The 24,430-nt window shown below is 68.4% G+C and carries 21 protein-coding genes; 7 read left to right on the top strand and 14 right to left on the bottom strand.

What is annotated here, in order from left to right:
- Positions 1 to 9: 9 nt before the first annotated feature.
- The 4 genes from J8N05_RS03255 to J8N05_RS03240 all read right to left on the bottom strand — a co-directional run bounded on the left by J8N05_RS03255 (position 10) and on the right by J8N05_RS03240 (position 4,220).
- Positions 10 to 1,185 (bottom strand): ADP-ribosylglycohydrolase family protein, encoded by a 1,176-nt coding sequence (locus tag J8N05_RS03255; RefSeq protein WP_210880964.1) that lies wholly within the window; start codon positions 1,183 to 1,185, stop codon positions 10 to 12.
- Between the two features lie 491 nt (positions 1,186 to 1,676).
- A complete protein-coding gene (locus tag J8N05_RS03250; RefSeq protein WP_210880963.1) occupies positions 1,677 to 1,877 on the bottom strand; it encodes a DUF397 domain-containing protein in 201 nt (66 codons plus the stop codon).
- A 225-nt stretch (positions 1,878 to 2,102) separates the two neighbouring features.
- Positions 2,103 to 2,960 (bottom strand): helix-turn-helix domain-containing protein, encoded by an 858-nt coding sequence (locus J8N05_RS03245; protein ID WP_107015496.1) that lies wholly within the window; start codon positions 2,958 to 2,960, stop codon positions 2,103 to 2,105.
- 504 nt (positions 2,961 to 3,464) lie between these two features.
- Positions 3,465 to 4,220, bottom strand: coding sequence for a GOLPH3/VPS74 family protein (locus J8N05_RS03240; protein ID WP_107015497.1), 756 nt, complete (start codon positions 4,218 to 4,220; stop codon positions 3,465 to 3,467).
- Between the two features lie 240 nt (positions 4,221 to 4,460).
- On the opposite strand from J8N05_RS03240, the gene J8N05_RS03235 reads away from it, so the two are divergent.
- Together J8N05_RS03235 and J8N05_RS03230 are read left to right on the top strand one after the other, a co-directional pair.
- Positions 4,461 to 7,472, top strand: a complete 3,012-nt coding sequence (locus tag J8N05_RS03235; protein WP_210880962.1) for a D-alanyl-D-alanine carboxypeptidase — start codon at positions 4,461 to 4,463, stop codon at positions 7,470 to 7,472.
- A gap of 202 nt (positions 7,473 to 7,674) precedes the next feature.
- Entirely contained in the window at positions 7,675 to 9,858 is a 2,184-nt protein-coding gene (locus J8N05_RS03230; RefSeq protein ID WP_210880961.1) for an MFS transporter, read from the top strand.
- A gap of 34 nt (positions 9,859 to 9,892) precedes the next feature.
- On the opposite strand, the gene J8N05_RS03225 is transcribed toward J8N05_RS03230, so the two are convergent.
- A complete protein-coding gene (locus tag J8N05_RS03225; protein ID WP_210880960.1) occupies positions 9,893 to 10,420 on the bottom strand; it encodes a glutathione peroxidase in 528 nt (175 codons plus the stop codon).
- A gap of 9 nt (positions 10,421 to 10,429) precedes the next feature.
- Positions 10,430 to 11,500: an ArsR/SmtB family transcription factor gene (locus J8N05_RS03220; protein WP_210880959.1), complete on the bottom strand. Its 1,071-nt coding sequence runs from the start codon at positions 11,498 to 11,500 to the stop codon at positions 10,430 to 10,432.
- Between the two features lie 81 nt (positions 11,501 to 11,581).
- Between J8N05_RS03220 and J8N05_RS03215 the strand changes: the two genes are divergently transcribed.
- On the top strand, positions 11,582 to 12,799 hold the full coding sequence (locus J8N05_RS03215) for an MFS transporter (RefSeq protein WP_210880958.1): 1,218 nt from the start codon (positions 11,582 to 11,584) through the stop codon (positions 12,797 to 12,799).
- On the opposite strand, the gene J8N05_RS03210 is transcribed toward J8N05_RS03215, so the two are convergent.
- Positions 12,777 to 13,142, bottom strand: coding sequence for a PH domain-containing protein (locus tag J8N05_RS03210; protein ID WP_189774847.1), 366 nt, complete (start codon positions 13,140 to 13,142; stop codon positions 12,777 to 12,779). The two genes, J8N05_RS03215 and J8N05_RS03210, sit on opposite strands and share 23 nt — an antisense overlap.
- A gap of 259 nt (positions 13,143 to 13,401) precedes the next feature.
- Between J8N05_RS03210 and J8N05_RS03205 the strand changes: the two genes are divergently transcribed.
- Together J8N05_RS03205 and J8N05_RS03200 are read left to right on the top strand one after the other, a co-directional pair.
- Positions 13,402 to 13,764, top strand: coding sequence for a hypothetical protein (locus J8N05_RS03205; RefSeq protein ID WP_210880957.1), 363 nt, complete (start codon positions 13,402 to 13,404; stop codon positions 13,762 to 13,764).
- A 106-nt stretch (positions 13,765 to 13,870) separates the two neighbouring features.
- Positions 13,871 to 14,311 (top strand): VOC family protein, encoded by a 441-nt coding sequence (locus J8N05_RS03200; RefSeq protein ID WP_210880956.1) that lies wholly within the window; start codon positions 13,871 to 13,873, stop codon positions 14,309 to 14,311.
- Between the two features lie 127 nt (positions 14,312 to 14,438).
- Here the strand turns inward: J8N05_RS03200 and J8N05_RS03195 are convergent, their stop codons facing one another.
- From J8N05_RS03195 to J8N05_RS03180, 4 genes are all read right to left on the bottom strand, one after another.
- A complete protein-coding gene (locus tag J8N05_RS03195) occupies positions 14,439 to 15,866 on the bottom strand; it encodes an FG-GAP-like repeat-containing protein (RefSeq protein WP_210880955.1) in 1,428 nt (475 codons plus the stop codon).
- A 234-nt stretch (positions 15,867 to 16,100) separates the two neighbouring features.
- Positions 16,101 to 16,685: a hypothetical protein gene (locus J8N05_RS03190; RefSeq protein ID WP_247706125.1), complete on the bottom strand. Its 585-nt coding sequence runs from the start codon at positions 16,683 to 16,685 to the stop codon at positions 16,101 to 16,103.
- An 879-nt stretch (positions 16,686 to 17,564) separates the two neighbouring features.
- The gene (locus J8N05_RS03185; RefSeq protein ID WP_247706124.1) at positions 17,565 to 17,942 is read right to left on the bottom strand and encodes a hypothetical protein; all 378 of its coding nucleotides are present in this window, start codon (positions 17,940 to 17,942) and stop codon (positions 17,565 to 17,567) included.
- An 889-nt stretch (positions 17,943 to 18,831) separates the two neighbouring features.
- On the bottom strand, positions 18,832 to 19,290 hold the full coding sequence (locus J8N05_RS03180; protein ID WP_210880954.1) for a hypothetical protein: 459 nt from the start codon (positions 19,288 to 19,290) through the stop codon (positions 18,832 to 18,834).
- Between the two features lie 395 nt (positions 19,291 to 19,685).
- On the opposite strand from J8N05_RS03180, the gene J8N05_RS03175 reads away from it, so the two are divergent.
- A complete protein-coding gene (locus J8N05_RS03175; RefSeq protein WP_210880953.1) occupies positions 19,686 to 20,348 on the top strand; it encodes a formylglycine-generating enzyme family protein in 663 nt (220 codons plus the stop codon).
- A 200-nt stretch (positions 20,349 to 20,548) separates the two neighbouring features.
- Here J8N05_RS03175 and J8N05_RS03170 read toward each other — a convergent pair whose 3' ends face one another.
- Both J8N05_RS03170 and J8N05_RS03165 read right to left on the bottom strand, forming a co-directional pair.
- Positions 20,549 to 20,785 carry a hypothetical protein gene (locus J8N05_RS03170; protein WP_210880952.1) on the bottom strand — a complete coding sequence of 79 codons (237 nt, stop codon included), beginning with the start codon at positions 20,783 to 20,785 and terminating at the stop codon, positions 20,549 to 20,551.
- A gap of 204 nt (positions 20,786 to 20,989) precedes the next feature.
- Entirely contained in the window at positions 20,990 to 21,331 is a 342-nt protein-coding gene (locus J8N05_RS03165) for a hypothetical protein (RefSeq protein ID WP_210880951.1), read from the bottom strand.
- 867 nt (positions 21,332 to 22,198) lie between these two features.
- Here J8N05_RS03165 and J8N05_RS03160 point away from each other — a divergent pair.
- A complete protein-coding gene (locus J8N05_RS03160) occupies positions 22,199 to 22,897 on the top strand; it encodes a hypothetical protein (RefSeq protein ID WP_210880950.1) in 699 nt (232 codons plus the stop codon).
- A 169-nt stretch (positions 22,898 to 23,066) separates the two neighbouring features.
- On the opposite strand, the gene J8N05_RS03155 is transcribed toward J8N05_RS03160, so the two are convergent.
- Complete coding sequence (locus J8N05_RS03155; protein WP_210880949.1) at positions 23,067 to 24,194, bottom strand: toll/interleukin-1 receptor domain-containing protein; 1,128 nt, start codon at positions 24,192 to 24,194, stop codon at positions 23,067 to 23,069.
- Between the last annotated feature and the right edge of the window lie 236 nt (positions 24,195 to 24,430).

Raw genomic sequence — 24,430 nt, 5'->3', positions numbered from 1 at the left:
GGGGGTGCGTCAGGCGCGGGCGGTCAGGCCGGCCGGGACCGGGGTGGCGCCCGTGCCGGAGAGGGCCGCGTAGGCGCGGGGATAGCGGGCCAGCCAGCCCGGGGACGAGCCCGCCGGGCCGTGCAGGGCCGGGCCCTGGGTCATCTCCATCGCGAAGTCGTCGGCGAGGACGAGCATGGTGGGGCGGCCCTCCAGCTCGGCCAGCCAGGACGGCGGCAGGGCCGTCTCGCCGTGCAGGGCGCCGAGCAGCCCGCCGGTCAGCGCGCCGGTGGCACCCGAGGGGCCGCCGTGGTTCACCGAGAGGCACAGCCCGTGCCGGGTGTCCTCGCCGACCAGCGCGCAGTACACCGCCACCGAGAGCAGCCCCTCGGCCGTGCCCTCCCCGGCCAGATCCTCGACCCGCTGCGGCGACGGCATGCCCTGCCGTACGGCCCCCAGGGCCCGCTGCAGCGCCTCGGCCACCTTCTGCTGCCCCGGGCGGGGCGCCAGCAGCTGCAACGCCCGCTGGACGGCCGTGTCGAGGCTCTCGCCGCGCGCGAGACCGTGCACGACGACGGCGTACGCGCCCGCCGACAGGTAGGAGAGCGGATGGCCGTGGGTCTGCGCCGCGCACTCCACCGCGAGCTGCATGACGAGCTGCGGCTCCCAGCCGACGAGCAGCCCGAAGGGCGCGGAGCGGGTCGCGGCCTCGACGCCCCGCTGGTCGGGGTTCTTGGGCGCGTCCAGGGTGCCCATCGTCTCGTCGCCGAGGCCCAGCAGATTGGCGCGCGCGGGATCACGGCGGGCGTACAGCCACTCCTCGCGGGCCAGCCAGCCGTCCTCCTTGCGCCGCTCGTCCGGGCCCCAGTCGCGCTGGGTGGCGGCCCAGCGCAGATACGCCCGGTGCAGATCCGTCGGCGGATGCCAGGCACCGGTGTCCCGGCGGACCTGGGCCCTTATCAGCCCGTCGATGGAGAACAGGGTCAGCTGCGTGAGATGGGAGACGGCCCCGCGTCTGCCGTACCCGTGGGTCAGATCGGTCAGGCCCTCGGCGCCGTGCGCCGCCCGGATCCGTTCCAGCGAGAGGCCGCCCACGGGGGAGCCGAGCGTGTCGCCCACGGCCGTGCCGAGGAGCGTGCCGCGCACCCGGCTGCGGAAATCCTGCTGTTCGGCGCGGCCCCAGACGGCACCGGCTGTCGCACCCACCGAGGCCTCCCGAGTTCCCGATCCGATTCCGTCCGTACGCCGATTCCGTCCGTACGGCCGACAACTCAGCACTGTAATCGAACGGGAACGGTCGGTTGAGAGTCGGATCGGTATGCGAACAGTGAGGCGACTGAGCGTGTTTGTCAGCGATCGGTACGCATTCTCGCCGGGCGGCCCCCGCGGAGCCCGCGATAAATGAAGATCCATACGAACGACGACGACTTTCATGCGCAATACCTGCGCAGCATGCGCACAATTGCGGGAGGATCTTCGAGGCGGGTGCGGACAGGGCCGAGCCCCCTCGGCCAGGACGGCGGGCCAGTCGAGAGGGCTCTTTCACGGTGCGTATGCAGTTGGTGATGGAGTTGTTGATCCGGTTGTGCATGCGGTTGTTGATGAAGTTGTCGATGAAGTTGTTTCTTCGGGCGTGGATGACGCGGATGTCGCGGATGGTGCGGATGTGGTCGTGCTGTGCGAGGCCTCCGTCGAGGTCAGACGGTGCCCCGGCTCACTTCTGCCACGAACGCGTTCCAGGACTCCGCCGGGAAGGCCAGCGCGGGCCCTTCGACGACCTTCGAGTCGCGGACGGCCATCGCCGCCGTGACGGGGGACTTGACCTCGACGCACGCGCCGTTTCCCTGCGAGTACGAGGACTTCGTCCACGTGTGCGTGACGCCTTGCTTGATTGCCATGTTCACTCCGGTGGCGAGTTGCTGATCAGCTGTCACCGAGTTGCGGGTTCCTTCCGGAACCCACGGTTCGGATTGCGCCAAGCTTGTTCCCTCTTGGCGTGATCGACGCTACTCGCCAACATCGGCGTACGAAGCGACTATTCACTCGACCGGGTGACATATGCCAGCTGAGTCTTCCGCCGGGATAGGAGGAGGGTGTATCTTTCCGCCGCCATCCGGCCTGCCTCAGTGTGCGTAGTCCTTCGCGACGTCCGCGATGAACTCCCGCGACTGGTCGGCGTTGAGCGCCTGCGCCCGCAGATGCTCGTACATGACGCTGTACTTCTGGACGTCGTTCGCCTTCTCCAGGTACAGATCGCTCGTGACGCCCTCGATGTAGACCACGCTGGAGTCGGCCGCGTCGGGGAATTCGAGGATGGCGTACTGGCCGCTGACCCCTGGATGGGCCCCCATCGCGAACGGGATGACCTGGACCGTCACGTGCGGCACGTGCGACATCTCGACGAGATGCTCCAACTGCTCGATCATCACCTGCTTGTTGCCGACGGTCCTGCGCAGCGCCGCCTCGTCGAGGACGGCCCACAGCCGCAGCGGGTTCTCCAGGTCGGAGATACGTTCCTGTCGCCGCAGCCGCACCTGTACGCGCTTGTCGATGTCGCCGGCCGCCGCCTCCGGGAGCGCGCCCTGGATCAGCGCCTCGGCGTACGGACGGGTCTGCAGCAACCCCGGTACGACCAGCGGGTCGTACACGCGCAGGCTCGCCGCGTCGGTCTCCAGGCCGATGTAGACGCTGTACGGGATGTCGCCGAAGGAGTGCCACCAGCCCTGCTGGCGCGAGTCCTTGGCCATCTGCATCAGCGAATCGACGATCCGGACGTCCTCGACCTCGTACACCCCGCACAGGTCGCGGACATCGCGCTGGCTGATACTGCGCCGCCCGTTCTCCAGACGGCTGATCTTCGACTGCGAGACGAGCAGCCGCTCGGCCACCTCTTCGGCCGTCATGCCCTTGAGCTCCCGGAGCCTTCGCAGCTCCTGGCCCAACCGGCGACGCCTGACGGTGGGATTGACGTTGGACGCCACGGGACGTGCACCTCCGGCTGCGGACTGCCTGTACTTTGCGTATCTGCTGTTGAGCAGATTGCCACCAAGGTGCTTGCTACCGCTGGGAAACAGCGGATATGCAGTGCGTACGCGCCACTTGTCGCCACCTCGCGCCACCTGCCGCCACCTGGTGGCGGATATGACGACAAGCGACCATGGTCGTACGCATCCACGGACATGCGTACAGGGGGCGTACGTACAGGGGGACATGACGTGCGGGACGTGATCTGTGGCGGGACATGCGGACGCGCGGGGCGGCGGGCCGTGTCGTCGTCCGGACGTACGGCCCGTCGCCCCGCGCGGCCCAGCGGCTCCCGAACCGGCTCATGGGGACTGCGGTGCGGCGCTGACGTGCGTGACGCGCGAGGCGTGGTGCACGGTGGGTGCTGCGGATACGGCGGATAAAGCGGTACTTCGGGGACTGCGGTCGTGCGGTGCTCCGACGTGTCGGTGGATCCGTGCCGTGGACCGGTGACCAGTGGATCAGTGGGCCACGGCGCGTGCCATCGAACTGCGGTGCGGTTGCATCGGGACGCCCCTGGCGGGCTCCGGTGCGGGCCTGGCTCCGGGGGCGGCCTGACGGCCGGTCGGTGCCGGGCTGCGGCGTGGCTGTGCGGCCACTCCGTTCTGGACGTCCATCACGGCGTGCGCCACGAGTCCGCCCATGGGGTCGTGCCTGATCAGATCCCGGAGTCGGGAGCGCGACGAACGCCCTTCGTTCCCCGGGTAGAGGTGCTTGCCCAGGCCCACGGCATGCGCCAGTGCGGCCAGAGCGGCGGTCCGCGGGTCCGGCGGGACGCCGGTGCGGATCGCGCTGTCCAGCCGGGCCCTGATCTCCCGGCTGATCTCCGTGTCCGTCGCTTGGTAGCGAGTCGTCGGAAGCACCCCGCACATCTGGCCCGCCACGGCATGAACCATGCCGCATCGCTCCAGATGCGAGAGATATGTCTGGCGCAACCCCAGTCGGGGCCCGCCGATCCAGTTCACAGCGCGTACTGGAGCACCCCGCCTGCGGAGTAGTTCCAGCGCACAGTCCAAGGTCGGATCTCCGGTCGGCCGTGGTGCCACCACGGCGATACGATCCCCGTCTGGGGCTATCCGTCCGGCCAGCGCCAGCTCCACTAGCTGTGCTCCGGCCAGACCGAGGTCGAGCGACTGCGGCTGTGCGGTGGTACCCGTGGTCGGGTCCAACGCCAGCAGCAGAAGCTCCTCCGGAAGTGTTCTGCGGCTCCTGCCCATCCATGCCTCCCCGCGTGGATGAATGACAGGGTGACCCCTCTCACATTGGTCTGTCGAGAGCACGTGACCGGTTCGTAGTGGAACCAGTAGATATGTCGTTCTCGTCTACCGCAGGGGTCAATCCCTCACACAGGACACTGGTAGATGGTTCGGACACGAGTGTCCGGGCCGCGTGTGCACTGTTTAACGGGTTCATGGTTCGGTTGGGCGCACGGTGTGTGGCGCACGGAGGAGGCATCGGTGGCGGGCGAGTCCCCCGACAGGTCGAAGCAGCACGAGTCGTCGGCAGAACCGACGTCGGGGAGCAAGGTTCCGGTTCCGGATCCGCGGCTGGCGGTCGCGCGGGAGGCCGTGACGGCGGCTGCCCGGGTGGACACGGCGACGGCGGTGTTCTCGACGAAGCGCGCCGCGGAGGCGGCGCGCTCGGCGTCCGCGGGTTCCGCGGACGCGGAGGAGGCTGCGGAGCCGGCTGCCGGGAGTTCCCTGGGGAGTGACGGTTCTGCGGAGCCGGAGAGTTCCGCGGAGGGCGCCGGGAAGGGCGCCGGAGGCGGCGACGCGCGCCTCCGGTCCGCCGTGGCGGCCTGGGCCGCCACGGCGGACGAGGAGGCGCCTGAGGGCGCTCCTGCGGATTCGGCTGCGCCGGGCGCGGGATCGGCTGCGCCGGGCGCGGGATCGGCTGCGCCGGGCGCGGAAGGGGGCGCGGGGCGGCGCGCGGGTGGCGGTGACGCCGACGCCCGCGCCGACGGTGACGTCGACACCGGTGTCGGCTCTGGCGAAGTGGGCTCGGGCGCCGGCTCTGGCTCCGGCCAGGATGCCGACTCCGACTCCGCTGTCGGCTCCGACGCCGACTCTGGGGCAGCGGGCTCGGACGCCGGTGCGGATGCGGCAGCGGGCTCGGACTCGGACTCCGGGCTGGAGGATTCCGCGACTGAGGATGCACCGGCCGTGGCAGCCGGTGCTGCTGCCGACAGCGCCGCGCGGGACGCGGCGAAGCCGCAGCCGAAGGGCGCGGACGAGAGCGCGGCCGAGGCCGCTGGCGAGGCGAAGAGCGGGTCGGAGGGCGCCGCTCAGGCGGACGCACCGGCCGAGCGCGCTGTGCCGCAGGCCGACGCCTCGCCGAGCGGCGGAACCTCTGCCTCCGGTGAGAGCGCGGGGAGCGCCGCGGCCGACGGGAGCGCCGACGGTACGAAGGCGGATGCGAAGGCCGCCCCGACGGTCGGCTCGAAAGCCGATGCCAAGGCCGATGCCAAGGCCGATGCGAAGGCCGATGCGAAGGCCGATGTGCAGCGCATGGCGGACGGCCCGGAGGCGGAAGCCCCCGCGGCGAAGCCGCCCCTGGGTGCGGCTCCCGCCGCGGACGCGGGCTCCGCGTCGGAGTCTGACTCCGGTCCCGACGCGGACTCCGCGGCGAAGCCGGAGTCCGGCGCGAAGCCGGATACCCCGGCGAAGCCGGACTCCGTCGGGAAGCCGGGCCCCGCGGCGAAGTCGGACTCCGCCACCGACGCGGGTCCCGCTGCTCCCAGCGCGAAGCCGGACTCCACGTCCGACGAGGGCAAGCCCGAGCCCGCGGTCGACCAGGCCACCGCGATCTTCAAGCGGCCTCCGGCGGTGGATCAGCCCACGACCATGCTCAAGCTGGGCGGCGGCAAGCCGGACGCCGGACCGGGCAAGGCGACCGAGATGGGCAAGGATGCCGAGCCCGGCAAGGGTGCCGAGTCGGACAAGGGCGCCGCCCCGAAGACCGATGGCAAGTCGGCCGCCGAGTCCGGGGCCGAAGCGGCGGCGGCGTCCAAGGCCGAGGCCCCGCCCGAGCGCACCAGCAAGTTCGTCGCGCTCAAGCCGCTCGACGAGCCCGCCCCGCCGAAGGCGAGGCCCGCCGTCCCGCCGCCGGGACCGTCCGTCTCGCCCTCGTCGGCCCCGGCCGGGGCCGCCCCGCAGGCCGGCCCCGAGCGGACGACCCAGCAGCCCCTCCCGCCGAGGCCCCCGCTGGACCTGCTGGCGGAGCTGACGAACACCCCGCCGCCCCGCCAGACCCCGGTCCGGACCATCGTGCGCCGGGTCAAGATCTGGACACCGCTGGTGCTCCTGCTGGCCGTGGTGTTTGCAGTCGTACAGGCCGTACGCCCGCTGCCGTCCCCCACCCTCGCGCTGACCGCGGACGAGACCTACGCCTTCGAGGGCAACAAGGTCTCCCTGCCGTGGCCCGAGGAGGGCCAGGGCTGGATGGACGTCAACGGCATCGGCACGGTCGACTCGTTCGGGGAGCAGAAGCCCGTCGCGATCGGCTCGGTCGCCAAGGCCATGACGGCGTACGTGATCCTCAAGGAGCACCCGCTGAAGGCCGGCGCGGACGGCGCGAAGATCCCCGTCGACAAGAAAGCGGAGACGGAGGGCGGCTTCGACGCGCAGGGCGAGTCGACGCTCAACACCGTCAAGAAGGGCGACACCCTCACCGAGAAGGACGCCATCGCGGCCATCATGATCCCCTCCGCGAACAACATCGCGCGGTTGCTGGCGCGTTGGGACGCGGGTTCCGAGGCGAAGTTCGTCGAGAAGATGAACGCCGCCGCCAAGGACCTGGGGATGAAGAACACGAAGTACACCGACCCCTCGGGCCTGAAGGAGACCACCGTCTCCACCGCCGAGGACCAGGTGAAGCTCGGCAACGAGCTGGTGGACATCAAGGCCCTGGTCGACATCACCAAGCTGCCGACCTGGGTGGACCCGTCCGGCAAGAAGTGGGACAACTACAACCGCCTCGTGCCGTACAACAACGCCATCGGCATCAAGACCGGCTCCACCACCAAGGCCGGCGGCAACCTGCTCTTCGCCGCCACCCAGGAGGTCGGCGGTGAGAACGTCATCGTCGTCGGCGCGGTCCTCGGCCAGCACACGCCGCCGATCATCGACACGGTCAACGCGGTCAGCAAGGAGGCGATGATCGCCGCCCAGGAGGCGCTGACCTCGCAGAAGATCCTCAAGAAGGGTGACGTCGTCGGGTACGTGGACGACGGGCTCGGTGGTCGGACGCCGGTCGTCGCCACGAAGGACGTCTCCGCGGTGGGCTGGGCCGGACAGACGGTCAAGCTGAAGCTGGACGAGGGAGACATCCCGCACGAGGCGAAGGCGGGAACCAAGGTCGGCTCGCTCAGCGTCGGTGACGGTACGGGCGACGCGGTCGAGGTTCCGGTCGCGCTCCAGTCGGATCTCAGCGAACCGGGATTCGGCGCCAAGCTGACCCGGGTCGCCTGACGGAACGTACGTCCTCACGGGGACGTACGCCCGCAAAGAGCGGAAGACCCGACAAACAGAAGAACCGACCGCACCCCGCCCGACGGAGCACCACCCAGGAGCTCCGCGGCGGGGTGCGTGCTAGCGTCGCCAGGATGGGGCAAGGCCGCCCGCCGCGGGGCCCCGCCGAGAGCGGAACAACGGGACACGGGAGTGCCAGCACGTGGCGACAGCGGAGCCGACGCATGCCGACGACGCCGAGCCGGGCCGAGAGGCCGGCCCGCGAATAAGCGTGCGCACGCGGCACGTCGAGCCCCCCGACAACGTGGCAGGACCGCCACCGGGCACGGTGGAGATCCCCGGCATGACGGAGAGCCCCGAAACGGCCGGGAGCCCCGGCGGCGCGACCGAACCGTCACCTGACGCGACGGAGAGCTCCGGCGCGACGGAGACCCCCGGCGCGGAGGACGTCCCCGACACGGCGGCGAGCCCCACCGACCCCGGGCGTGACAGCGCCCCCGGACCCGCTCCTGCCGCCGATCCGACCCCCGAAGCCGACCCCAAACCGGACCTCAAGCCGGACCTCAAGCCGGCCCCCGGCGCCGACCCGGCCGACGACACCGACACGAGCCCGGCCGACGGCGCCGACGCGGGCCCCCGTGGCCGCGAAGACACCCGACTGCACCGCTTCCTCCGGCACCCCGCGATCCTCGCCACGGCCCTCTCCGGTGTGCTCCACATCATCTGGTTCTTCACGTTCGCGAACAGTGGGGGCGACCTCGCGGCGCAGGACGCGTGGGCGGAGTTCGTGGGGCGGAACCCCGGGTCCGCGTACAACCTCGCCTGGTACGGCGGCATGCACCCCGTGTCGTACAGCGTGGTGTCCCCGTATCTGATGGCCGTGCTCGGTGTGCGGACGACGATGATGGTCGCGGGGACGCTCTCCGCCGGACTGCTCATGCTGGTGCTGATGCGCAGCCGGGCCGTCCGCAACCCCGTGGCCGCGGCGGCGGCCGGAGTGTTCGCGCTCCTGTGCAACGCGATCTCGGGCCGCGTGACCTTCGGCCTCGGCATGGTCTTCGCGCTCGGCGCCGCCGCCGTCGTCTTCTGCTGGCCGTACCGCTGGCGCTACAAGCGCTGGGCCAAGGCCCTGTGCGCCGCCCCGCTCGCCGCGGCGGCGACCGCCGCGTCCCCGGTGGCCGGCCTCTTCGTCGGCTTCGTCGCCGTCGCGCTGTTCCTCCAGAAGCGACGCCCGGGAGCGTGGGCGCTGGGCCTCGCGCCCGCCGCGGTCGTGGGCGTCTCGGCCTGGATGTTCCCGTTCTCCGGTACGCAGCCGATGATGTTCGGGTCGGTCCTGCTGCCGTTCGCGACCGCGGCCTGCGCCTTCCTCCTCGTCCCCAAGGAGTGGAAGACGGTCCGGATCACGTCGGCGGTGTACGGCCTGGCCGTCGTCCTCGTCTGGCTGATCAACTCGCAGATCGGCTCCAACATCAGCCGGCTGCCGATGCTGCTGGGCGGGGTCACGCTGATCGCCGCGCTGCCCTTCACGGTGCCGCGCTCACGCAAGTGGTACGCGATCCTGCTGGCCTTCGTGACGGTGAACGGCTGGATCGCCTTCAAGGCCGTCGACGACATCGTGCACACCACGCCCGCCGCGTCCTGGGCCCGCGAACTGGCCCCCCTCGTCAACCAGCTCCAGGTGGCCGGCGCCGAGAAGGGCCGTGTCGAGGTCGTACCGGCCCGCTCGCACCGCGAGGCGTCCGCCCTCGCCCCGTACGTCAACCTCGCCCGCGGCTGGAACCGGCAGGCGGACATGGAGCGCAACCCCCTCTTCTACGACGACACCCTCAACTCCGCGAACTACCACGAGTGGCTGCAGCGCTGGGCCGTCCACTACGTCGTCCTCCCCAAGGGCGAGCCCGACGGCGACGGCGGCGAGCGCGAGCGCGAACTGGTCCAGCGCGGGATGCCGTACCTGAAGCAGGTCTGGGGCGACGCCAACTGGCAGCTCTTCGAGGTCACCGACCCCATGCCGATGGCCGACCCGCCCGCGGTCGTCGACCGTGCCGAGCAGGGGGAGCTGACCCTGGAGGTGAAACGGGCGGGCCGCGTGCTCATCCGGATCCCGTACTCGCCGTGGCTCGGACTCGTCGACGCGGAGGGCAAGAGCGTGAAGCCCCCGCAGGAGACCGAGGAGTCCAAGCAGCGGGAGGACGGGGCGCCGAAGACGTACGACAACGTCAACGGCTGCCTGATGGAGACCGAGGAGGACGCCCAGGGCGATCAGTGGACGGAACTGCTGGCGCCCAGGGCCGGCACGTACCGTCTCGCGGCGCCCTACCAGCTGCCCCGGGGCACGGGATGCCCCGAGGAGCTGCGGGAAGAGGTCCGCGGCAGCGAGGAGTAGCGCGCGCCGCCGGGGCGCCGAGGTGGACCGGCGCTCAGCCGATGTGGGCCTCGACCGCGGACACGACCTCCGCGGACTCCGGCTCGGTCTGCGGCGAGAAGCGGGCGACGACCGCGCCGTCCCGGCCGATCAGGAACTTCTCGAAGTTCCAGCGGATGTCGCCGCTGTGCCCCTCGCCGTCCGCGAAGCCGGTGAGCCGCTGGTAGAGGGTGTGCCGGGCGTCCCCGTTGACGTCGACCTTCTCGGTCATCGGGAAGGTCACGCCGTACGTCGCCGAGCAGAACTCCGCGATCTCCTCGGACGAGCCGGGCTCCTGGCCCATGAACTGGTTGCACGGCACCCCGAGCACGGTGAAGCCCTGCGCCGCGTACCGCTCCTGCAGCCGCTCCAGACCCGCGTACTGCGGGGTGAGGCCGCACTTGGACGCCACGTTGACGATGAGCACGGCCCGGCCCTTGTACTGGCCGAGATCCGCGGAACCGCCCTGCAGCGCATCGATGTCGACGTCGAGAGCGGAGGCGCCGGAAGCGGCGGAGGAGGCGGAGGCGTTGTCAGTAGTCATGAGCGGATGCTAACTCCGCTGCGCGGAGACCGGTTCGGCACCCTGCGCCCCACGCCCTGAGTTCTGGGCCCCGACGAGCACATCGCCTTCGGCCGTCCGGTAGTAGAGGACCGACCGCCCCGAGCGCCGCCGCCCCACCAGACGCGCGTCGAGCAGCAGTCTCAGATGACGGCCGACGGAGCCGAGCCCCTGCCCGGTGACGGCGACCAGCTGGCTCGTACTCATGGGGGAGCCGAGCAGGACGAGCACACGGGCCCGAGCGCCACCGAGCAGCCGGGCGAGACTGTCCGGAACGGCGACGGGGGAGGGCGCGGCCCCGTGCGAGGACGCGGACCCTTGCCGGCCGGTCTGTGCCAGCACACCCGAGCAGGGGTACACGACCCCGTACCGGCCCGGGGCCGAGTCCGGGTGCGACTCCTCCCACGACACCCACCCGTGCCGCTGCGGAGTCACCGGTACGAAGACGATCCGGGCGCCGGAGATCTCGCGGGGCGGGTACTCGTGCAGATTGACCTGCAGCCGGTTCTCGCCGAGCCAGCGCATCCCCGGCCGCATGGTCCCGAGCGCGGACGCCCAGCCCTCCTGGCTCAGCCGGGCGGTGCGGGCCACGACATCCGCTTCGAGCACGAGCCGGCGGCGGTGCCAGTCGGGGCGTACGGCCTCGGTCCAGACCTGGGTGAGCAGGTCCGCGGCGCGTTCGGGAAGGTCGTCGCGGTCCCGGAGGATCGCGGGGAGCGGACCGCGCAGGGCGACGGCGAGATGGGCGCGGGCGGCTTCCGGGGAGGCCCCGCGCACCCGGGCGACCTCCGTGGCGAAGTCCTCGTCGCCACGCGGGGTGGGCGTGAGGAAGTCGGCGATCCACTCCCGTCCGAACCCGGCCCGGACGAGAGCGGCGGTGACGGGATCGGACGCCAACCACCCCTCATAGACGGGCAGATGGGCGTTCAGCCAGTCGCGCTCGCCGGGATGCGCGGCGCCGCGGGTGTGCAGGGCCTTCAGACAGGCGAAGGTCTCGGCGAGCGGCGAGAGCACGAAACGGCTGCCGGCGAGGGTGTCGGCACTGACCTGCCACCAGCCCATTTCCGCCTCCCGGTTCGTGGTCGTTTCGCACAGACGCGAAACACTAACGGTCGCCCCGGCGGGGGCCCGAAACTCCGGCGCATGCCAACGACGTACCGGTCCCTCTTCCGCACCCCGGAGTTCACACCCCTCTTCCTGGCCTCCTCGGCGCAGGTGGCGGCGCAGACGATGAGCGGACTCGCGCTCGGCACGCTGGTCTACCGGGCCACGGACTCACCCCTCCTGTCGGCCCTGAGCATGTTCGGGCCCTCGCTCGCCCAGGTCCTGGGCGCGACCACGCTCCTGTCGGCGGCCGACCGGCTGCCACCGCGCGCCACGATGACGGGCACGGCGCTGGCGTTCGCGGCGGGTACGGCACTCCTGGCGCTCCCCGCCCCCTTCTGGAGGCTCTGGACGGTCTTCGCACTGATCCTCGCCCTCGGCCTGGTGGCCTCACTCGGCGGAGGTGTCCGCTGGGGCCTGCTGAACGAGATCCTGCCCAAGGACGCGTACATCGTGGGGCGTTCGGTCTTCAACATGGCGAACGGGATCACCCAGATCACGGGTTACGCCACCGGAGGCGTCCTCATCACGCTCCTGTCCCCGCGCGGCACCCTGCTCACGGCGGCGGCCCTGTACGCGACGGCCGCGGCGGTGGCCCGCTGCGCCCTGACCCCCCGCCCGCCGAGAGCGACGGGCCGCCCGTCGATCCGCACGACCTGGCACACGAACAGAACGCTGCTCGCCCCGTCCCCCCGCCGCCACCTCTACCTGGCCCTGTGGATCCCCAACGGCCTGATCGTCGGCTGCGAGTCCCTCTACGTCCCGTACGCTCCCGGGCACGCGGGCCTGCTCTTCGCGTGCGCGGCGCTGGGCATGCTGGTCGGGGACGTGACGGTGGCCCGCCTCGCCGGACCGGCCCTGCGCCGCCGCCTGGGCGTACCGCTGCTCCTGCTGCTGGCGGCCCCGTATCTCCTCTTCGCCCTGCACCCGCGCCCGTCCCTGGCCGCGGCGCTCGCCGCGCTGGCATCCGTCGGCTTCGGCGCGAGCCTCCTCCAGCAGGAACGCCTCATGGCCGTGACCCCGCCCGAACTGGCGGGCCACGCGCTGGGGTTGCACTCGTCCGGGATGCTGGCGACGCAGGGCGTGGGCGCGGCACTGGCGGGCACGGCGGCCCAACTGACGTCACCGGCGACGGCGATGGCGGCGACGGCGGCCGCGTCGATCACGGTCACGCTGCTGCTGGCCCGGGGCCTGAAGCCCGTACGGCCGCCGTCCCCGGCTCTTTCCAGTGCGCCTATCGGGCGACGAACTGGGTGAGGATCGCCTGGACTTCGTAGATGTCGACGCCCTTGGTGAAGGTCTTCTCGATGGGCGTGGGCGTACCGGAGATCCAGATCTTCAGCTCGGCGTCGAGGTCGAAGGTCCCGGCGGTCTCGACGGCGAAGTGCGTGATGCTGCGGTACGGAACGGAGTGGTACTCCGTCTTCTTGCCGGTGATGCCCTGCTTGTCGACCAGGATGAGACGGCGGTCGGTGAAGAGGATGGTGTCGCGGATCAGCTGGAAGGCGGCGTACACCTGCTCGTTCTGCCCCAGCAGTCGCGCGTAGTCGTTCTGGGCCTTCGCCGGATCGACGGTGTGCGCGTTTCCGAACAGCGCCATGACAAACCCCCATGGGATGCGTGAAGTCCCAAGATCCTCGCACCGGGACCCATGCGGGGCAATGCTCTGTTTCCAGGCTGTCGCAAGGGCGCGACAGCCTGGGAACGCGACCGCCTGTGCCGCGGATCGGGGTGGGCGGCGGGGCCCGATGTCCGCCGTCTGCGGTTTCATGCCGATACCGTGCCTGGCAAGCGAGGTGCTGAGGCGGCCTCGGACGGGACGGGGTCGGCAACGTGGCGGCGGCGGGGGACTGGGTGGGATGAGAGAGCGCACCGGCAGGACGATCAGCACGACCGTCAGCGAGGCCATCAGCAAGGCCATGGGCAGGGCCATCGGCAGGACATGGTGGACCGAGCTCGCCGCGTACCTGGCCCTCGGGGTACTGGCCTCGACGGCTCTGTGCCTGGCCGCCTCAGTTCTCCTGATGGGCCTGCCCCACGGCTGGCAGGCGGCGACGACCTGGTCGTACACGGAGGACCGTTTCGTCTGGCTGGCCGGCCGGCTCGTACCGGCGTCGGTGGTGGCGTACCTCGTCGTGCGTCTACGTCGTCACGCGAGGCAGCGCCGCCGCACGGGGAACGGCTCGCCCACGTCGACCCGGTACCGCGGTCGGCATCTGTGAGCGGTCCGACGGTCCGCGGATGTCGAGGACGCGGCACCGGCTCCGTCCCCGTCCCGGAGACGACAGCGGCCATCACCGGCCGCACGACGTAGAAGGAGAGATCGTCATGGCGATTCAGCGGATGGACAACGTCGGCATCGTCGTCGAGGACTTGGATGCCGCCATCGCGTACTTCGTGGAACTCGGTATGGAGCTGGAGGGCAGGGCGCGGGTCGAGGGACTCGTCGCCGACCAGTGCACCGGACTCGACGGCGTCAGCTGCGACATCGCGATGGTCCGGACCCCGGACGGCCACAGCCGCCTCGAACTGGCGAAGTACCGCAGCCCGGCGGCGACCGGCGCCGGGCCGCGCAACCAGCCGCACAACATCCTGGGCACGCACCGCGTGATGTTCGCCGTCGACGACATCAAGGACACGGTCGCCCGCCTGCGCCCGCACGGCGCCGAACTCCTCGGCGAGATCGCCCAGTTCGAGGACAGCTACCTGCTCTGCTACGTCCGCGGCCCGGAGGGCATCATCGTCGGACTGGCGGAACAACTGGGCTGACAAGGACCCGAGCGGAGGCCTACGCCCGTCTCAGTCGAGCAAGGCGGAGGCCTCCGTCCGTCTCAGCCGCCCGTCTCAGCCGCCCGTCTCAGCCGTCCGTCTCAGCCGTCCGTCTCAGTCGTCCGTCTCAGTCGAGCAGGGACTCCCCGAACCGTGATCCGCTCGCGAGACCGAAGTCGGCGGAGCTGAGGGACGCGGAACCGGTACCGGTGAGACCGGACGCCGTCCCCGGCAGGGTCCACAGGCCTCCGCTGCGGTCGTTCTCGAAGGAGGCGGTCACCGCCAGGTCGCCCTTGCCGTTGTTGTCGTAGTCGGCGATCCGGACCTGCGCGCCGAACAGGTCATCGGTCTCGGCGGCGCCCGGAACGCCGGCGGTGTCCTGGGAGATGCGTACGACGCCGGACTGCGAGACACCGGCGGCGGAGCCGCGGAACACGGTCACGTCGCCGGCGTTCTCCAGGTCGCCGAGCCATTCGCCGTTGGCGCCGACGACCAGTTCGGCCCTGCCGTCGCCGGTGATGTCGCCGATGGCAACCGAGGATCCCCAGCCGTCGCCGTCCTCGTTGGCGCCGGGCACGCCGGTGCTGTCCTGGTGCAGGGTCACAGGGTCGCCGAAGCCCGTCAGGCTGCCGTAGCGGACGGTCACGTACCCGGCGCCGTTGCTGGGATCGGCGATGGAGAACGTATCCGGCCAGGTGAGGGAGGTGGCCATGTCGGCGAAGCCGTCGCCGTCGATGTCGCCGAGGGCGACCGCGGTGTCGCCGTCCTGCACCCGCTGTATCCGGTTCGGACGGCCTTCCTGGCCCGTGTAGATGTCGGTGCCCGGTCGTCCGGTGCCGGGATCGCCGGTCACGGCCAGGTCGTCCCTGCCGTCTCCGTTGACATCGCCCACGGCTGCCTCCCAGTTGAGGAGCTGCGCGCCGGGGACGGTAAGGGTGTAGGCGGAGGCCGGCTGGGTCACCCGGGAGGAGCCGCCCTTGTAGACGGCGACCGCGTTCGGCTCGATGACGGCGAGGTCCGCGGCGCTGTCACCGGTGAAGTCCCCCACGGCCACATCCAGACCGTGCCCCTGCCACTGGTGGGGATTGTCCACCGTGGTCGTGGTGCTGGTGGTGAACGGCTCGGCGCCACCCCAGAGGATGGTCACGCTGCCCTGGCCCTCGTACGCGCCCACGTCCTCCCCGTCGGCGCCGACGACCAGGTCCGCGTAACCGTCGGAGTCCAGGTCTCCGCCGGCGATCGACATACCGAAGTGGTCGCTGTCCTCCGGCGTGCCCGGCACCCCGGCGGAACTCTGGGTGAGCTCGACCTTCCGCGTGGTCAGCCCGGCGGCAGACCCGAAGGACACGACGACGGAACCCGCGGCTTCGGCACCGTTCACGGCCTTGTACGGCGCACCGATCGCAAGATCCCGGTGCCCGTCGCCATTGAAGTCGTCGGCGTACTTGGCGGGAGCGGCGGACACCGGCGCCGCACCGGCAACGGCGACCAGCCCACCGGCCAACGAGGTCACGGCCGCGACGGCGACAACGGTACGGAAGGGCAGGACGGCCATAAGGATTTCCTCCTGGAACAGTGCCGGGCGGCGATGCCGTGCCGTAGACGACTGCGGAGACGGAAGGGTTGTACGGGACGGGGGGTGGGCCCGCACAATCACAACTGGCGCGCCCGCCAGCAGATGCAGCGCTGCCGCGAGCGCAGAGCCGACCACCTCCTGGCCTTCACAGCCGTTGCCCGCACTCTCATCTGCTGTCGCAGGCTCGTTCGTGCCCGCCCGGAGCAGCAAGGCTCAGGTGTTGGCGGCGCCGTAGTGCAGGACGTTGCCTTGTGGAAGCAGATATCCGATGTCCCGCATCCGCGGCAACCTTCCTGCCAGCGTCGATGCATCGGTGCAACCAGAGACCTCGAAGCCGATGACCCCCAGGCTGAAGGAGGCGCTCTGGAAGGTTTCGGTCCCGATGGCGGCCAGCCATTCGTCCATCACGTCAGATCTGAAGAACGGCCGACCGTCCCAGTACGCAAGACCCGCGTGATCCAGCGCACCGACGGGGACATAGAAGTCCAGCCAGTCGCCGCTTTCGTCGCCGCCGCGGATCGCCACACAACCGCACACGACGAGTTGGCCCGTCGGCAGACGGACCTGACCGTGCAGGTGGCCGAACTCGGTCAGTGAGCCGACCGTGCACGGCACGGGATCCTGCTCCTCGGGTTCACGGTCTCCCTGTCCGAAGCATCCGTGAACGTCTGCGGCGGACCACAGAGCACCGAGGACGGCCTGAAGCCGGGCGTCATCACTCGATCCGATCTCGATGGCCAGCTCGTAGTAGCCATCGGACCAGTTGGTCTGGTCCCGGAAGGCAGCAGGACTCGGCATGGCGTGATCATGCGGCAGAGCCCGCTCCAATGCCACCCGCATTCAAGCGTGCGGCCAGGCCCATTGAGATGACGTCCTGGGAGCTCGATCCAAGTCCGCTCATGGCTGGTGTCGTCGACCGGTGTGGCGGCCGGACAGAAGCGCTGGTGTACGCCTCCGACCGGCGTCGTCGATGTCAGCCGTGGATGTCAGAAGCGGCCTGGGGCGGCTGTACTTCGCCGCTCCACAGCGGCGAGGCACCGTCACTCCTCCGGAGCCCGGACCGTTGTCAGTGCCACTTGCTAGTTTGCCTGGCGGAGTGAGACCGGTCAGAGAACCTTCGAGGTCCGCGGTCAAGGGGGGTGGGCATAAGGGTCCCCGGGAGCCACCTCGGGACTATGTTGCAGGCCGTAGATCCCCACCCCCCTCATCCTCCATGAGGCCAGCGGTTGGCACCTCCACCGAACGGGGCGGTGCCGGGGATGCTCCCTCATTCCTCCCCGGGTGGGATGAGACGATCGGCGCTTTCAGCGTCGTCCACGTGTCCGTGGGCGTCGACGGTGATCGGTGTGGCGCGTCCTCCGGCCGTGACCAGTCGCGATGGTTGCTGTACCTCGCGGCTGTACAGCAGGATCCACCGACTAGGAGCGAGGCTGCGCTGTCACGGACCTGACCTGCGGGTTCCCTTTTGTGGACAGAGCCTGGTGACTGCAACTTCGCGCAGGCCGATTTCCCGCGAGTCCCCGCCCGTTCTGGCACGGATGTGGCATGGCCGCCCTTCGGCCCCTTGCTTAGCCTGGGACACCTTCCAACGGAAGGTGGTCGCGGTAGTACTCCGACTCCAACCACTCCTCCTTCACGAAGAGCGGACGGGTCAGGAGGGCTTCCCCGACCCGCTGCTCACGCAGGAGGATCCCGAGATCGGTCAAGGAGAGGGATGCGTCGGGGGTGTAGCACCCAGTTCCCATGCTCGGTGGCGTGGTCCAGGAGGAACTCGTGGCCCTGCGCTGGAGTGCTGCCTGCCAGCGGAAAGTCCGCCAGAAAGACTTGCGGGCCGGCCACTGCGTCCAGCGCGACGCATGCCAGCTTGCCCTCGTCGTAGAACGCCTTCAAGCCGCCCGGGAAGTCCTCTTGCCCGTATGGGCCGCCGACCCGTGCCGCCGGCTCGGAGACCAGCATTGCCTCGGCGACCTCTTCCGGGGACATCCCGAACCGCAGTGGTCCCACGCCGACTCCGGCCCGCAGCTCCCAGCGCTCACGCTCCACACTCGCGTTCATCCACCCCACCCCGAACCCGCGAATCCTTGAAATCAGGTGCCGAGGCTATCCCCCGTACCCACCACTCACCCCAGCTCCCATCCCGTCTGCCGTTGGCCCACACACCCTGGAGCGGGCCATTCCGTGTCCGGGTCTCTACTCGTTGGCCGTTGCTTGCCGCGTCCTGAGGGCCAGCCCGTGCTCGCGCAGTAGAGAAAGGTTCAACTCAGTCGGGCTGCTGGGGCTTGAAGGCGTATGCGGAGGCTGGGAGTTCGACGTTTGAGGCGTGGCCGGTGACTCCGTTGTCCGTGACCGACAGGGTGATCAGTTGCGGCCCGTGGAGGTCTGTGACACCGCCATGGCGGCGGACGCGCACGTCCTCGCCTGCCGGCTTCCGGCGATGTGAACGCGGATCGCCTGATCGCTGGCGGAGCTTGGGCAGGAGACGATGGCGAGCACAACGATGAGCGTCGTGAGCGCTGGCGGTCGGCGTGTAACCGGCCTACCAATCAGCCGACTTACCGGGATGAGCGGTTCGGTGAGCAGTGCGACGGCCCGTCATTTCCGGGTCGTGCTGCCTGGAGAGCGGGGGCGGGACATCCGGCTGGAGGCTGTGGCATTAGTGGCACATCCTCTGAAACGGCAAAGGGCCGGCTCGGGAGGAAACCCCTCCCGAGCCGGCCCTTACTGCTGTGCCCCCCCCGGCAGGATTCGAACCTGCGACACCCGCTGAAGGCGAGAGGGTGGGTGGAAAGGCAGGTGACCTGCGGATACCCCGACCAAGCCGGTCGGCACGATGGTGCTTCCAGTCACCCCTGTTGACCGCGGCTGACCCCTGTACCTGGCACGACTGTGGCACGCGACGCGTAGATGGCTCGGAAATCTGGCCCGGTGTCGCCTTGCCTGGTGATCAACCGCTGTAGCGGCTGCGCAAATCCTCGGTGATGCGCGACATCAGCCCGGCAGCGCCCTGCAAAGGTGTCTCGCGAAGTGGACGCTCCACCTGAGGATCGTAGGCAGCCAGCCCAGTCTCCTTCTCAACGATGGCCGCAAGGGCGAAGACCTTGTCGAGCACGACCGCAGCGTCGTCCCCCGCATGCCAGTAGGGCACAGTAATGCTCACCTCGTCGCCGAAGACGGACAGGTCGATGCCGGTGCCCGAGTGGCTCAGGTCCCGCGACTCCTGTCCATCTTCCGTGATCTCTACTTCGCCCAGCAGGGTCCGGGCCTGCGGCTCGATTCGGTCCCAAGCCTCCAGGAGGCGGGCAGGGATCGGCTTGCTTCCCCCGGCTGCGTTCTCCATGGCCTCCAGGGCGTCATCCCAGGACTGCCCGTCGCGTCGGCTCAGGAAGTAGATGTCGTAGCTCACTGCGCGATCGTAGACACTCGTACGCTCCGGTGGCAGGACTTGAAGTCGGTTGCCGCCGGTGACTTGGCTGTTACCTCAGCTTGGGAAGCTGCGAGCGTTTGCGGCTGATTCTGGAGCTGAACTGGGTGAACGGCCAAGTTGGGGCCTTGCTGGGGCCTGCTGCGTTCACCGTGGTTCCCCGCTGTTCCCTGCTCGATCTGGTGCGGTAGCGGTGCGGGGCTGTGGCGTCCAAGAGGTGATCAGCTGACCACCGTTCCTTCCCGGGCATCGTCTGGGATGTTCGGCTGCTAGCGTCCGGCATCATGTGGGTTCAGGAGATTGTGAACGGTCGGCCGGCTTGGCGGCACTCCCCTTCCGGAGTGGTCTTCCGGGTTGTTCCCGGTGGGACGTTCCGGATGGGCTTGTCCGACGCGGAACTGGACGCCGTTCGCGCCATCGAGCGGGCGGGCGACGCCGATGACGATCTCGAAGCGTTCTTCGCCGGTGCCGACCGGGCCCGCCCGGTGCGAGAAGTACGAGTAGAGCCGTTCCTGCTCGCCCGGCATCCGCTCACGGTGGCGCAAGTACGGCACTGGTTGCCCGAGTACGAGGACAGCTTCACCGAATCGGCATCGAGCACGGCCCGGTTCGAGGACGACTTGGACGACCTGCTCGGAGCGTTGCCGTTCCGGCTGCCCAGCGAGGCGGAGTGGGAGTACGCGGCCCGGGCCGGCACGACCACGCTGACCTTCAGCGGGGACGGGAGACCGGACGAGGACCAGGTGCTGGACGACTTCGCCGACGAGGAGCGCACCGCCGCGGCTGAGAACTCCTTCGGACTGACGGCGATGGGGTCGGCGAACGAGATCTGCGCCGATGTGTGGATCCCGCATTTCACGGACGCGCCGACAGACGCACGCCCTCGCGCCGGAGACGGACCGCGCGTGGTGCGTGGAGGGGCCGGCGACCTTTACCCGTGGCAGGGTTGCGACGAGTGGCTGTTGTTGCTCTCCGCCACTCGCGATGAGGTCCAGGACTTCACCGCAGTCCGGCCGGTCACGTCCATACCAATCAGCTAGGGGCAAGATCTGGATGTCAGTAGGGGGTCCCCTCCGAAATTTCGGAGGGGACCCCCTACTGAACCGGTGCCCCCGGCAGGATTCGAACCTGCGACACCCGCTTTAGGAGTTCGATCGCTTCTCGGTGCTGCCGAGTCACCTCCCGGCCGCGCCGGCCATATAAGACTGCCCAGGGGTGCCAACGTCCGTCGTCGTTGATGTCACTCGTGGATGTCAGACCGAGCCACCCGCGTTCGCCCGCTGGCGCTTGTGCTGTACAGATCTTCGATCTGGCGCTCGGCGCGAGGGCATGCAGCCATCATTCCGTTTGGCGTCTCGTAGCTGCTGGTCGGCTGTTCCGAGCAAGCCTTCTCGCCATGCCATGAACAGCTGCCCCGCCTTCCCACCGTGCCCTCGCGATGCAACTTCGCGTCATAGGTGTGCTTCACGATGGGCATGAGAGCTCCTGAAGGGCGTGCGGGCAACGGCTCAACGGTAGCGAGGGCTGGCGGCTGAGGGCACGATGCTTCGAGCGTAGGAGGCGGGAATCCAGCAAGGGGGCCGCGTCCTTGAACTGTCCTGCCTCGCCATCAGGTTGGGAAGCTGCGGGGCATTGGGTGTGGGTGAGGCTGCTTAACTGGGCGTTCGGCTGACGTCAGGTCTCACTGCCTGTGGTCGCTTTCACAGTGGTTCCCTGCTGTTCCCCCTCTATCTGGTGCGCCAGTAGTGTCCTGACCTGATGCCGTCGGCTCCTCGGCTCTGCCGTACAGATCGGCGCGGAGGCGTTCCTTGGCCGCCTCAAGGCGCGGGCCGTAGTCGGGCATGACGATCTCGCTCAGCGTCTTGTCGAGCGTGCCGGAGATCGCGTAGATCGGTGACCAGACGGCTCGGTCGTGCACGATCCCTTCGAGGTCGTCGGACTGGAACATGACTTGGTAGAGCCAGTCCGACAGCACGAAGGCTTGATCGCGCGTGAGCCTGATGGTGATCGCTTCCTCGTCCACGTCCTCAACCTAGCTGCCGCGACTGGCGACGTCCTGGGCCCGAGTTTCCACGCAGACCAACACGCTTCCCAACTGTGGTGGCGCTTCGCGGTGCCGCGGATGGGGCCGTTCACCTGCGTTCATGGACGGTCTGCCGCTGGAGCGGGTACCGGCTTCGGTCTGCTCTGAACGGCCGTGAACGGCGCTGAATGAGACGGAAATTGAGACGGAGGGCGGCACCCGGTTCGCTAGCATCCTTTGCTGTTGAAGGGGGAGTCATGGCACTGGTCCGCAAGGGCTCACGACGGATCGTTGTTGATGGCACGGCCTACCGCTGGCGCTTACGAGGCAGGCCAACGTACTCCCAGGGACTGGCCTGGTCGCCGTGCACGTACGCGGTCGAGCATGCGGACACTCCGGGCATGACTCTCGTGGTCATTACCGACCAGCCGCATCCAAGCAACTGGATAGCGTCGTTGATGTCAGCTGTGGATGTCAGAAGCCTTCTGATACTTAGGTTTGGGAAGATCGGTCATTGAAGGTCATGCAGGCTGCGGGGAAGGCCGTGACGGCATGTTGGGTGCTGGCCGTTGCTGCCACTGCGGTACCACATCACAAAACCACTCGGGGTTCCGCTTCCGAGTCGACCGGCGGGGCGAGCGTCACCGACTAGGCCATGCTTACCGCGGCCCTACACCTGCGCGGGCAAGAGAACAGCCTGCGGGAGACCGCGGCCCGCACCCCGCACCCCTCATCCCTCGGCGACCGTCATGCGGATGCTGTGCGAACAGAGGCCCGTGCAAGGCTGCGAGCACGCCTGTTGCCTCATCGCTCGTGCATTGCAGACCCCGCATCTCAGATCGCCCTCATTGTGGCAAGGTGGCTGACATGGTGACCACACCCGAGATGCCTGAGACGTCGCTGCAACTCCTTCGCGCCGACTCGCCGGCCCTGGCCAGCCTGTCCAGGAACTTGCTCTCGTTTGCTGAAAGCCTGCGGCAGATGCAGGCCAGCCTCGACATGAGTGGCCTGTCCAGGAACTTGCTCTCGTTTGCTGAAGTCCAGCGGGAGATGCAGGCCAGCCTCGACATGAGTGGCCTGTCCAGGAACCTGCTCTCGTTTGCTGAAGCTCAGCGGCAGATGCAGGCCAGCCTCAACATGAGCGGCGCCACCGGCCTGTCCCAGCTGATTAGCACGATGGAAGGGCTCCGTACCCTCGGGCAGGCTCAACTCGCGACCGCCGCAGCCGCAGTGGAAGATGCTTACGCGACCACGTTTGAGGACGATGTACCCGATGAGTTGGTGGCTGAGTTGGAGGACATCGTCCGTGACTTCGCCGCCTTGCAGGTCATTGAGTATCTCCCGGTCAAGGTGAGCCGCCGTCAGCTTGCCCTGTACATCGGCGCCGTCCTCATGACGTCCTTGATGACGGTGACATTCTCCAGCGAGACCGCGGATGGCATCATTGGCAAGTTCCTGGAGCTAAGTGGATTGGTGGCGCTCGTGATGGTCGCTGCAGAGAAGGCGCACGACCGCGTCACCGGCTCCCCTACCGAAGCGAACTCTGGCAGTCCAGAGGACAGCTGACCGCTAAGGGCTGGTTTGGGTGTTGACCTACGATCAGTCCGCTAGCGTCGGCTGGTGCGCCGTAGGCCAGCACCACCGGCCCGTCGTGAAAAGGGTCAGCCTGTTCGCGTCGGGCCAAGCGGGGGCTAACATTGCGACGGGTTCGGAACCCTCAGTTGGGCAGGGTCCTTCAATTGCTGCTTTCTTGCACTTCCTCGATTCGACGCTCCCATTCATCGAGAACTGCCTGTCCGTCCACGATTTGTTGCAAGGCTCCGCGCATCTTGTGAATGAGGGGGCGCATAGACTTACTCAACCCCGAAGCTCCCTCTAGTGAGTCAGCAAACTCTCGTGCCCCTCCGACCATAAGGCGCATCTGGTATGCAGTGTTCTTGATGGTGTCAAAAAACTCTTTTGTTTTCTCCTCCTGACCTGGTGAAATTCCTTCAAGCTCAACTAGGCGAATTGCTCGCAGGACACCAGGATCAATCTTTACCAGCTCAGTAGAGTACTGATTTCCGAGATCCCCCATTCTGTCAACCGGTGTCGTAATTTTTTTCGCCAAATCCTGAGTGATCCGGAGGCGGCCAGCGAATCCGCTGCCGCGAGCGTCCGACCGTTCCATCTCTTCATTTGCGGACCTGACGCTTTCGCCGATCTCGGTGATCGTCTCGATGAACTCCTGCATTACTTCAGCCCATCGAGGGAGTGCAGATTCAGTGTCCGCCATCAACTCAAGCATTCCAGGCTCTTCGTCTGCCTCAGTGCCTTCGGGAGAATTGATAGGCGGCGAATCCACCTCGGCGGCGCGTTCGAGGATTTCTACCAGTCGTTTAGCCAAGCGATGTACCGCTTGGCGATACTCTGGAGACTCCTCATCCATCAAGCGGAGGTCGGTCCAATTTTCGTACTGGCGCTGCGCAACGAGAGCCATGACTTCATCGCTCGGATTCGGTTCGCGGAGTTTCGGTACATCAAAGTAAAGAATTGGAAGAAGTAGCTCTTCCAGTCCCAAGCTTTTGGCATGCCCGGCGAAAGTGAGGATCTCCCTGCGGCATTCCTCGCTCTTGAAGAATCTTGGAGTGACGATAGGCATGAAGAAAGTTGATCCAGTTAGTGCGGTATCGATCCTGTTTCTCCATTCGTCTCCCCATTTGATATCGTTCTTATCGAGGAATACATGCAGTTCTTCTGCCGTGATTCCTTCGAATTCGTTTGCGATCTTCTTGGCCAAGCGCTTGATGCGACCCTCGTCGATCTCATCATCGCGGTGCGTGTAGCTCCAGAAGCCAGCTGGCCCGGTGTTGTTCGTCTGCATGAGCACATGCTAGCCACACGCTGAGCTACTTGTGTGGGAAAGTCGGGCTTGGTGGAGATTGGAGCTGCGTAGTAGCTTGACGGCGAAGTTGGCACGCCTCAATGGCCCAGTTGAACAGTTGACGACCTTGAAGACGGTCGTCGCAGCGATGTGGCCGTAGGTTCGAATCCTGCCCCCACCGCGCGATGAGCAGCAAAACGGTCCCCGACCTGGGTGTTTGGTCGGGGGCCGTTCTC

The sequence above is a fragment of the Streptomyces liliiviolaceus genome, assembly GCF_018070025.1.
GTDB lineage: Bacteria > Actinomycetota > Actinomycetes > Streptomycetales > Streptomycetaceae > Streptomyces > Streptomyces liliiviolaceus.
This window is presented reverse-complemented; position numbering and strand designations above follow the sequence as displayed.

Excerpts from the sequence above, each read along its gene's own strand:
- J8N05_RS03250 (WP_210880963.1), bottom strand. The coding sequence starts at position 1,877 with ATGGCAATCAAGCAAGGCGTCACGCACACGTGGACGAAGTCCTCGTAC.
- J8N05_RS03240 (WP_107015497.1), bottom strand. The coding sequence starts at position 4,220 with ATGGGCAGGAGCCGCAGAACACTTCCGGAGGAGCTTCTGCTGCTGGCG.
- J8N05_RS03225 (WP_210880960.1), bottom strand. The coding sequence starts at position 10,420 with ATGACTACTGACAACGCCTCCGCCTCCTCCGCCGCTTCCGGCGCCTCC.
- J8N05_RS03220 (WP_210880959.1), bottom strand. The coding sequence starts at position 11,500 with ATGGGCTGGTGGCAGGTCAGTGCCGACACCCTCGCCGGCAGCCGTTTC.
- J8N05_RS03215 (WP_210880958.1), top strand. The coding sequence starts at position 11,582 with ATGCCAACGACGTACCGGTCCCTCTTCCGCACCCCGGAGTTCACACCC.
- J8N05_RS03210 (WP_189774847.1), bottom strand. The coding sequence starts at position 13,142 with ATGGCGCTGTTCGGAAACGCGCACACCGTCGATCCGGCGAAGGCCCAG.
- J8N05_RS03205 (WP_210880957.1), top strand. The coding sequence starts at position 13,402 with ATGAGAGAGCGCACCGGCAGGACGATCAGCACGACCGTCAGCGAGGCC.
- J8N05_RS03200 (WP_210880956.1), top strand. The coding sequence starts at position 13,871 with ATGGCGATTCAGCGGATGGACAACGTCGGCATCGTCGTCGAGGACTTG.
- J8N05_RS03195 (WP_210880955.1), bottom strand. The coding sequence starts at position 15,866 with ATGGCCGTCCTGCCCTTCCGTACCGTTGTCGCCGTCGCGGCCGTGACC.
- J8N05_RS03190 (WP_247706125.1), bottom strand. The coding sequence starts at position 16,685 with ATGCCGAGTCCTGCTGCCTTCCGGGACCAGACCAACTGGTCCGATGGC.
- J8N05_RS03185 (WP_247706124.1), bottom strand. The coding sequence starts at position 17,942 with ATGAACGCGAGTGTGGAGCGTGAGCGCTGGGAGCTGCGGGCCGGAGTC.
- J8N05_RS03175 (WP_210880953.1), top strand. The coding sequence starts at position 19,686 with ATGGGCTTGTCCGACGCGGAACTGGACGCCGTTCGCGCCATCGAGCGG.
- J8N05_RS03170 (WP_210880952.1), bottom strand. The coding sequence starts at position 20,785 with ATGCCCATCGTGAAGCACACCTATGACGCGAAGTTGCATCGCGAGGGC.
- J8N05_RS03160 (WP_210880950.1), top strand. The coding sequence starts at position 22,199 with ATGGTGACCACACCCGAGATGCCTGAGACGTCGCTGCAACTCCTTCGC.
- J8N05_RS03155 (WP_210880949.1), bottom strand. The coding sequence starts at position 24,194 with ATGCAGACGAACAACACCGGGCCAGCTGGCTTCTGGAGCTACACGCAC.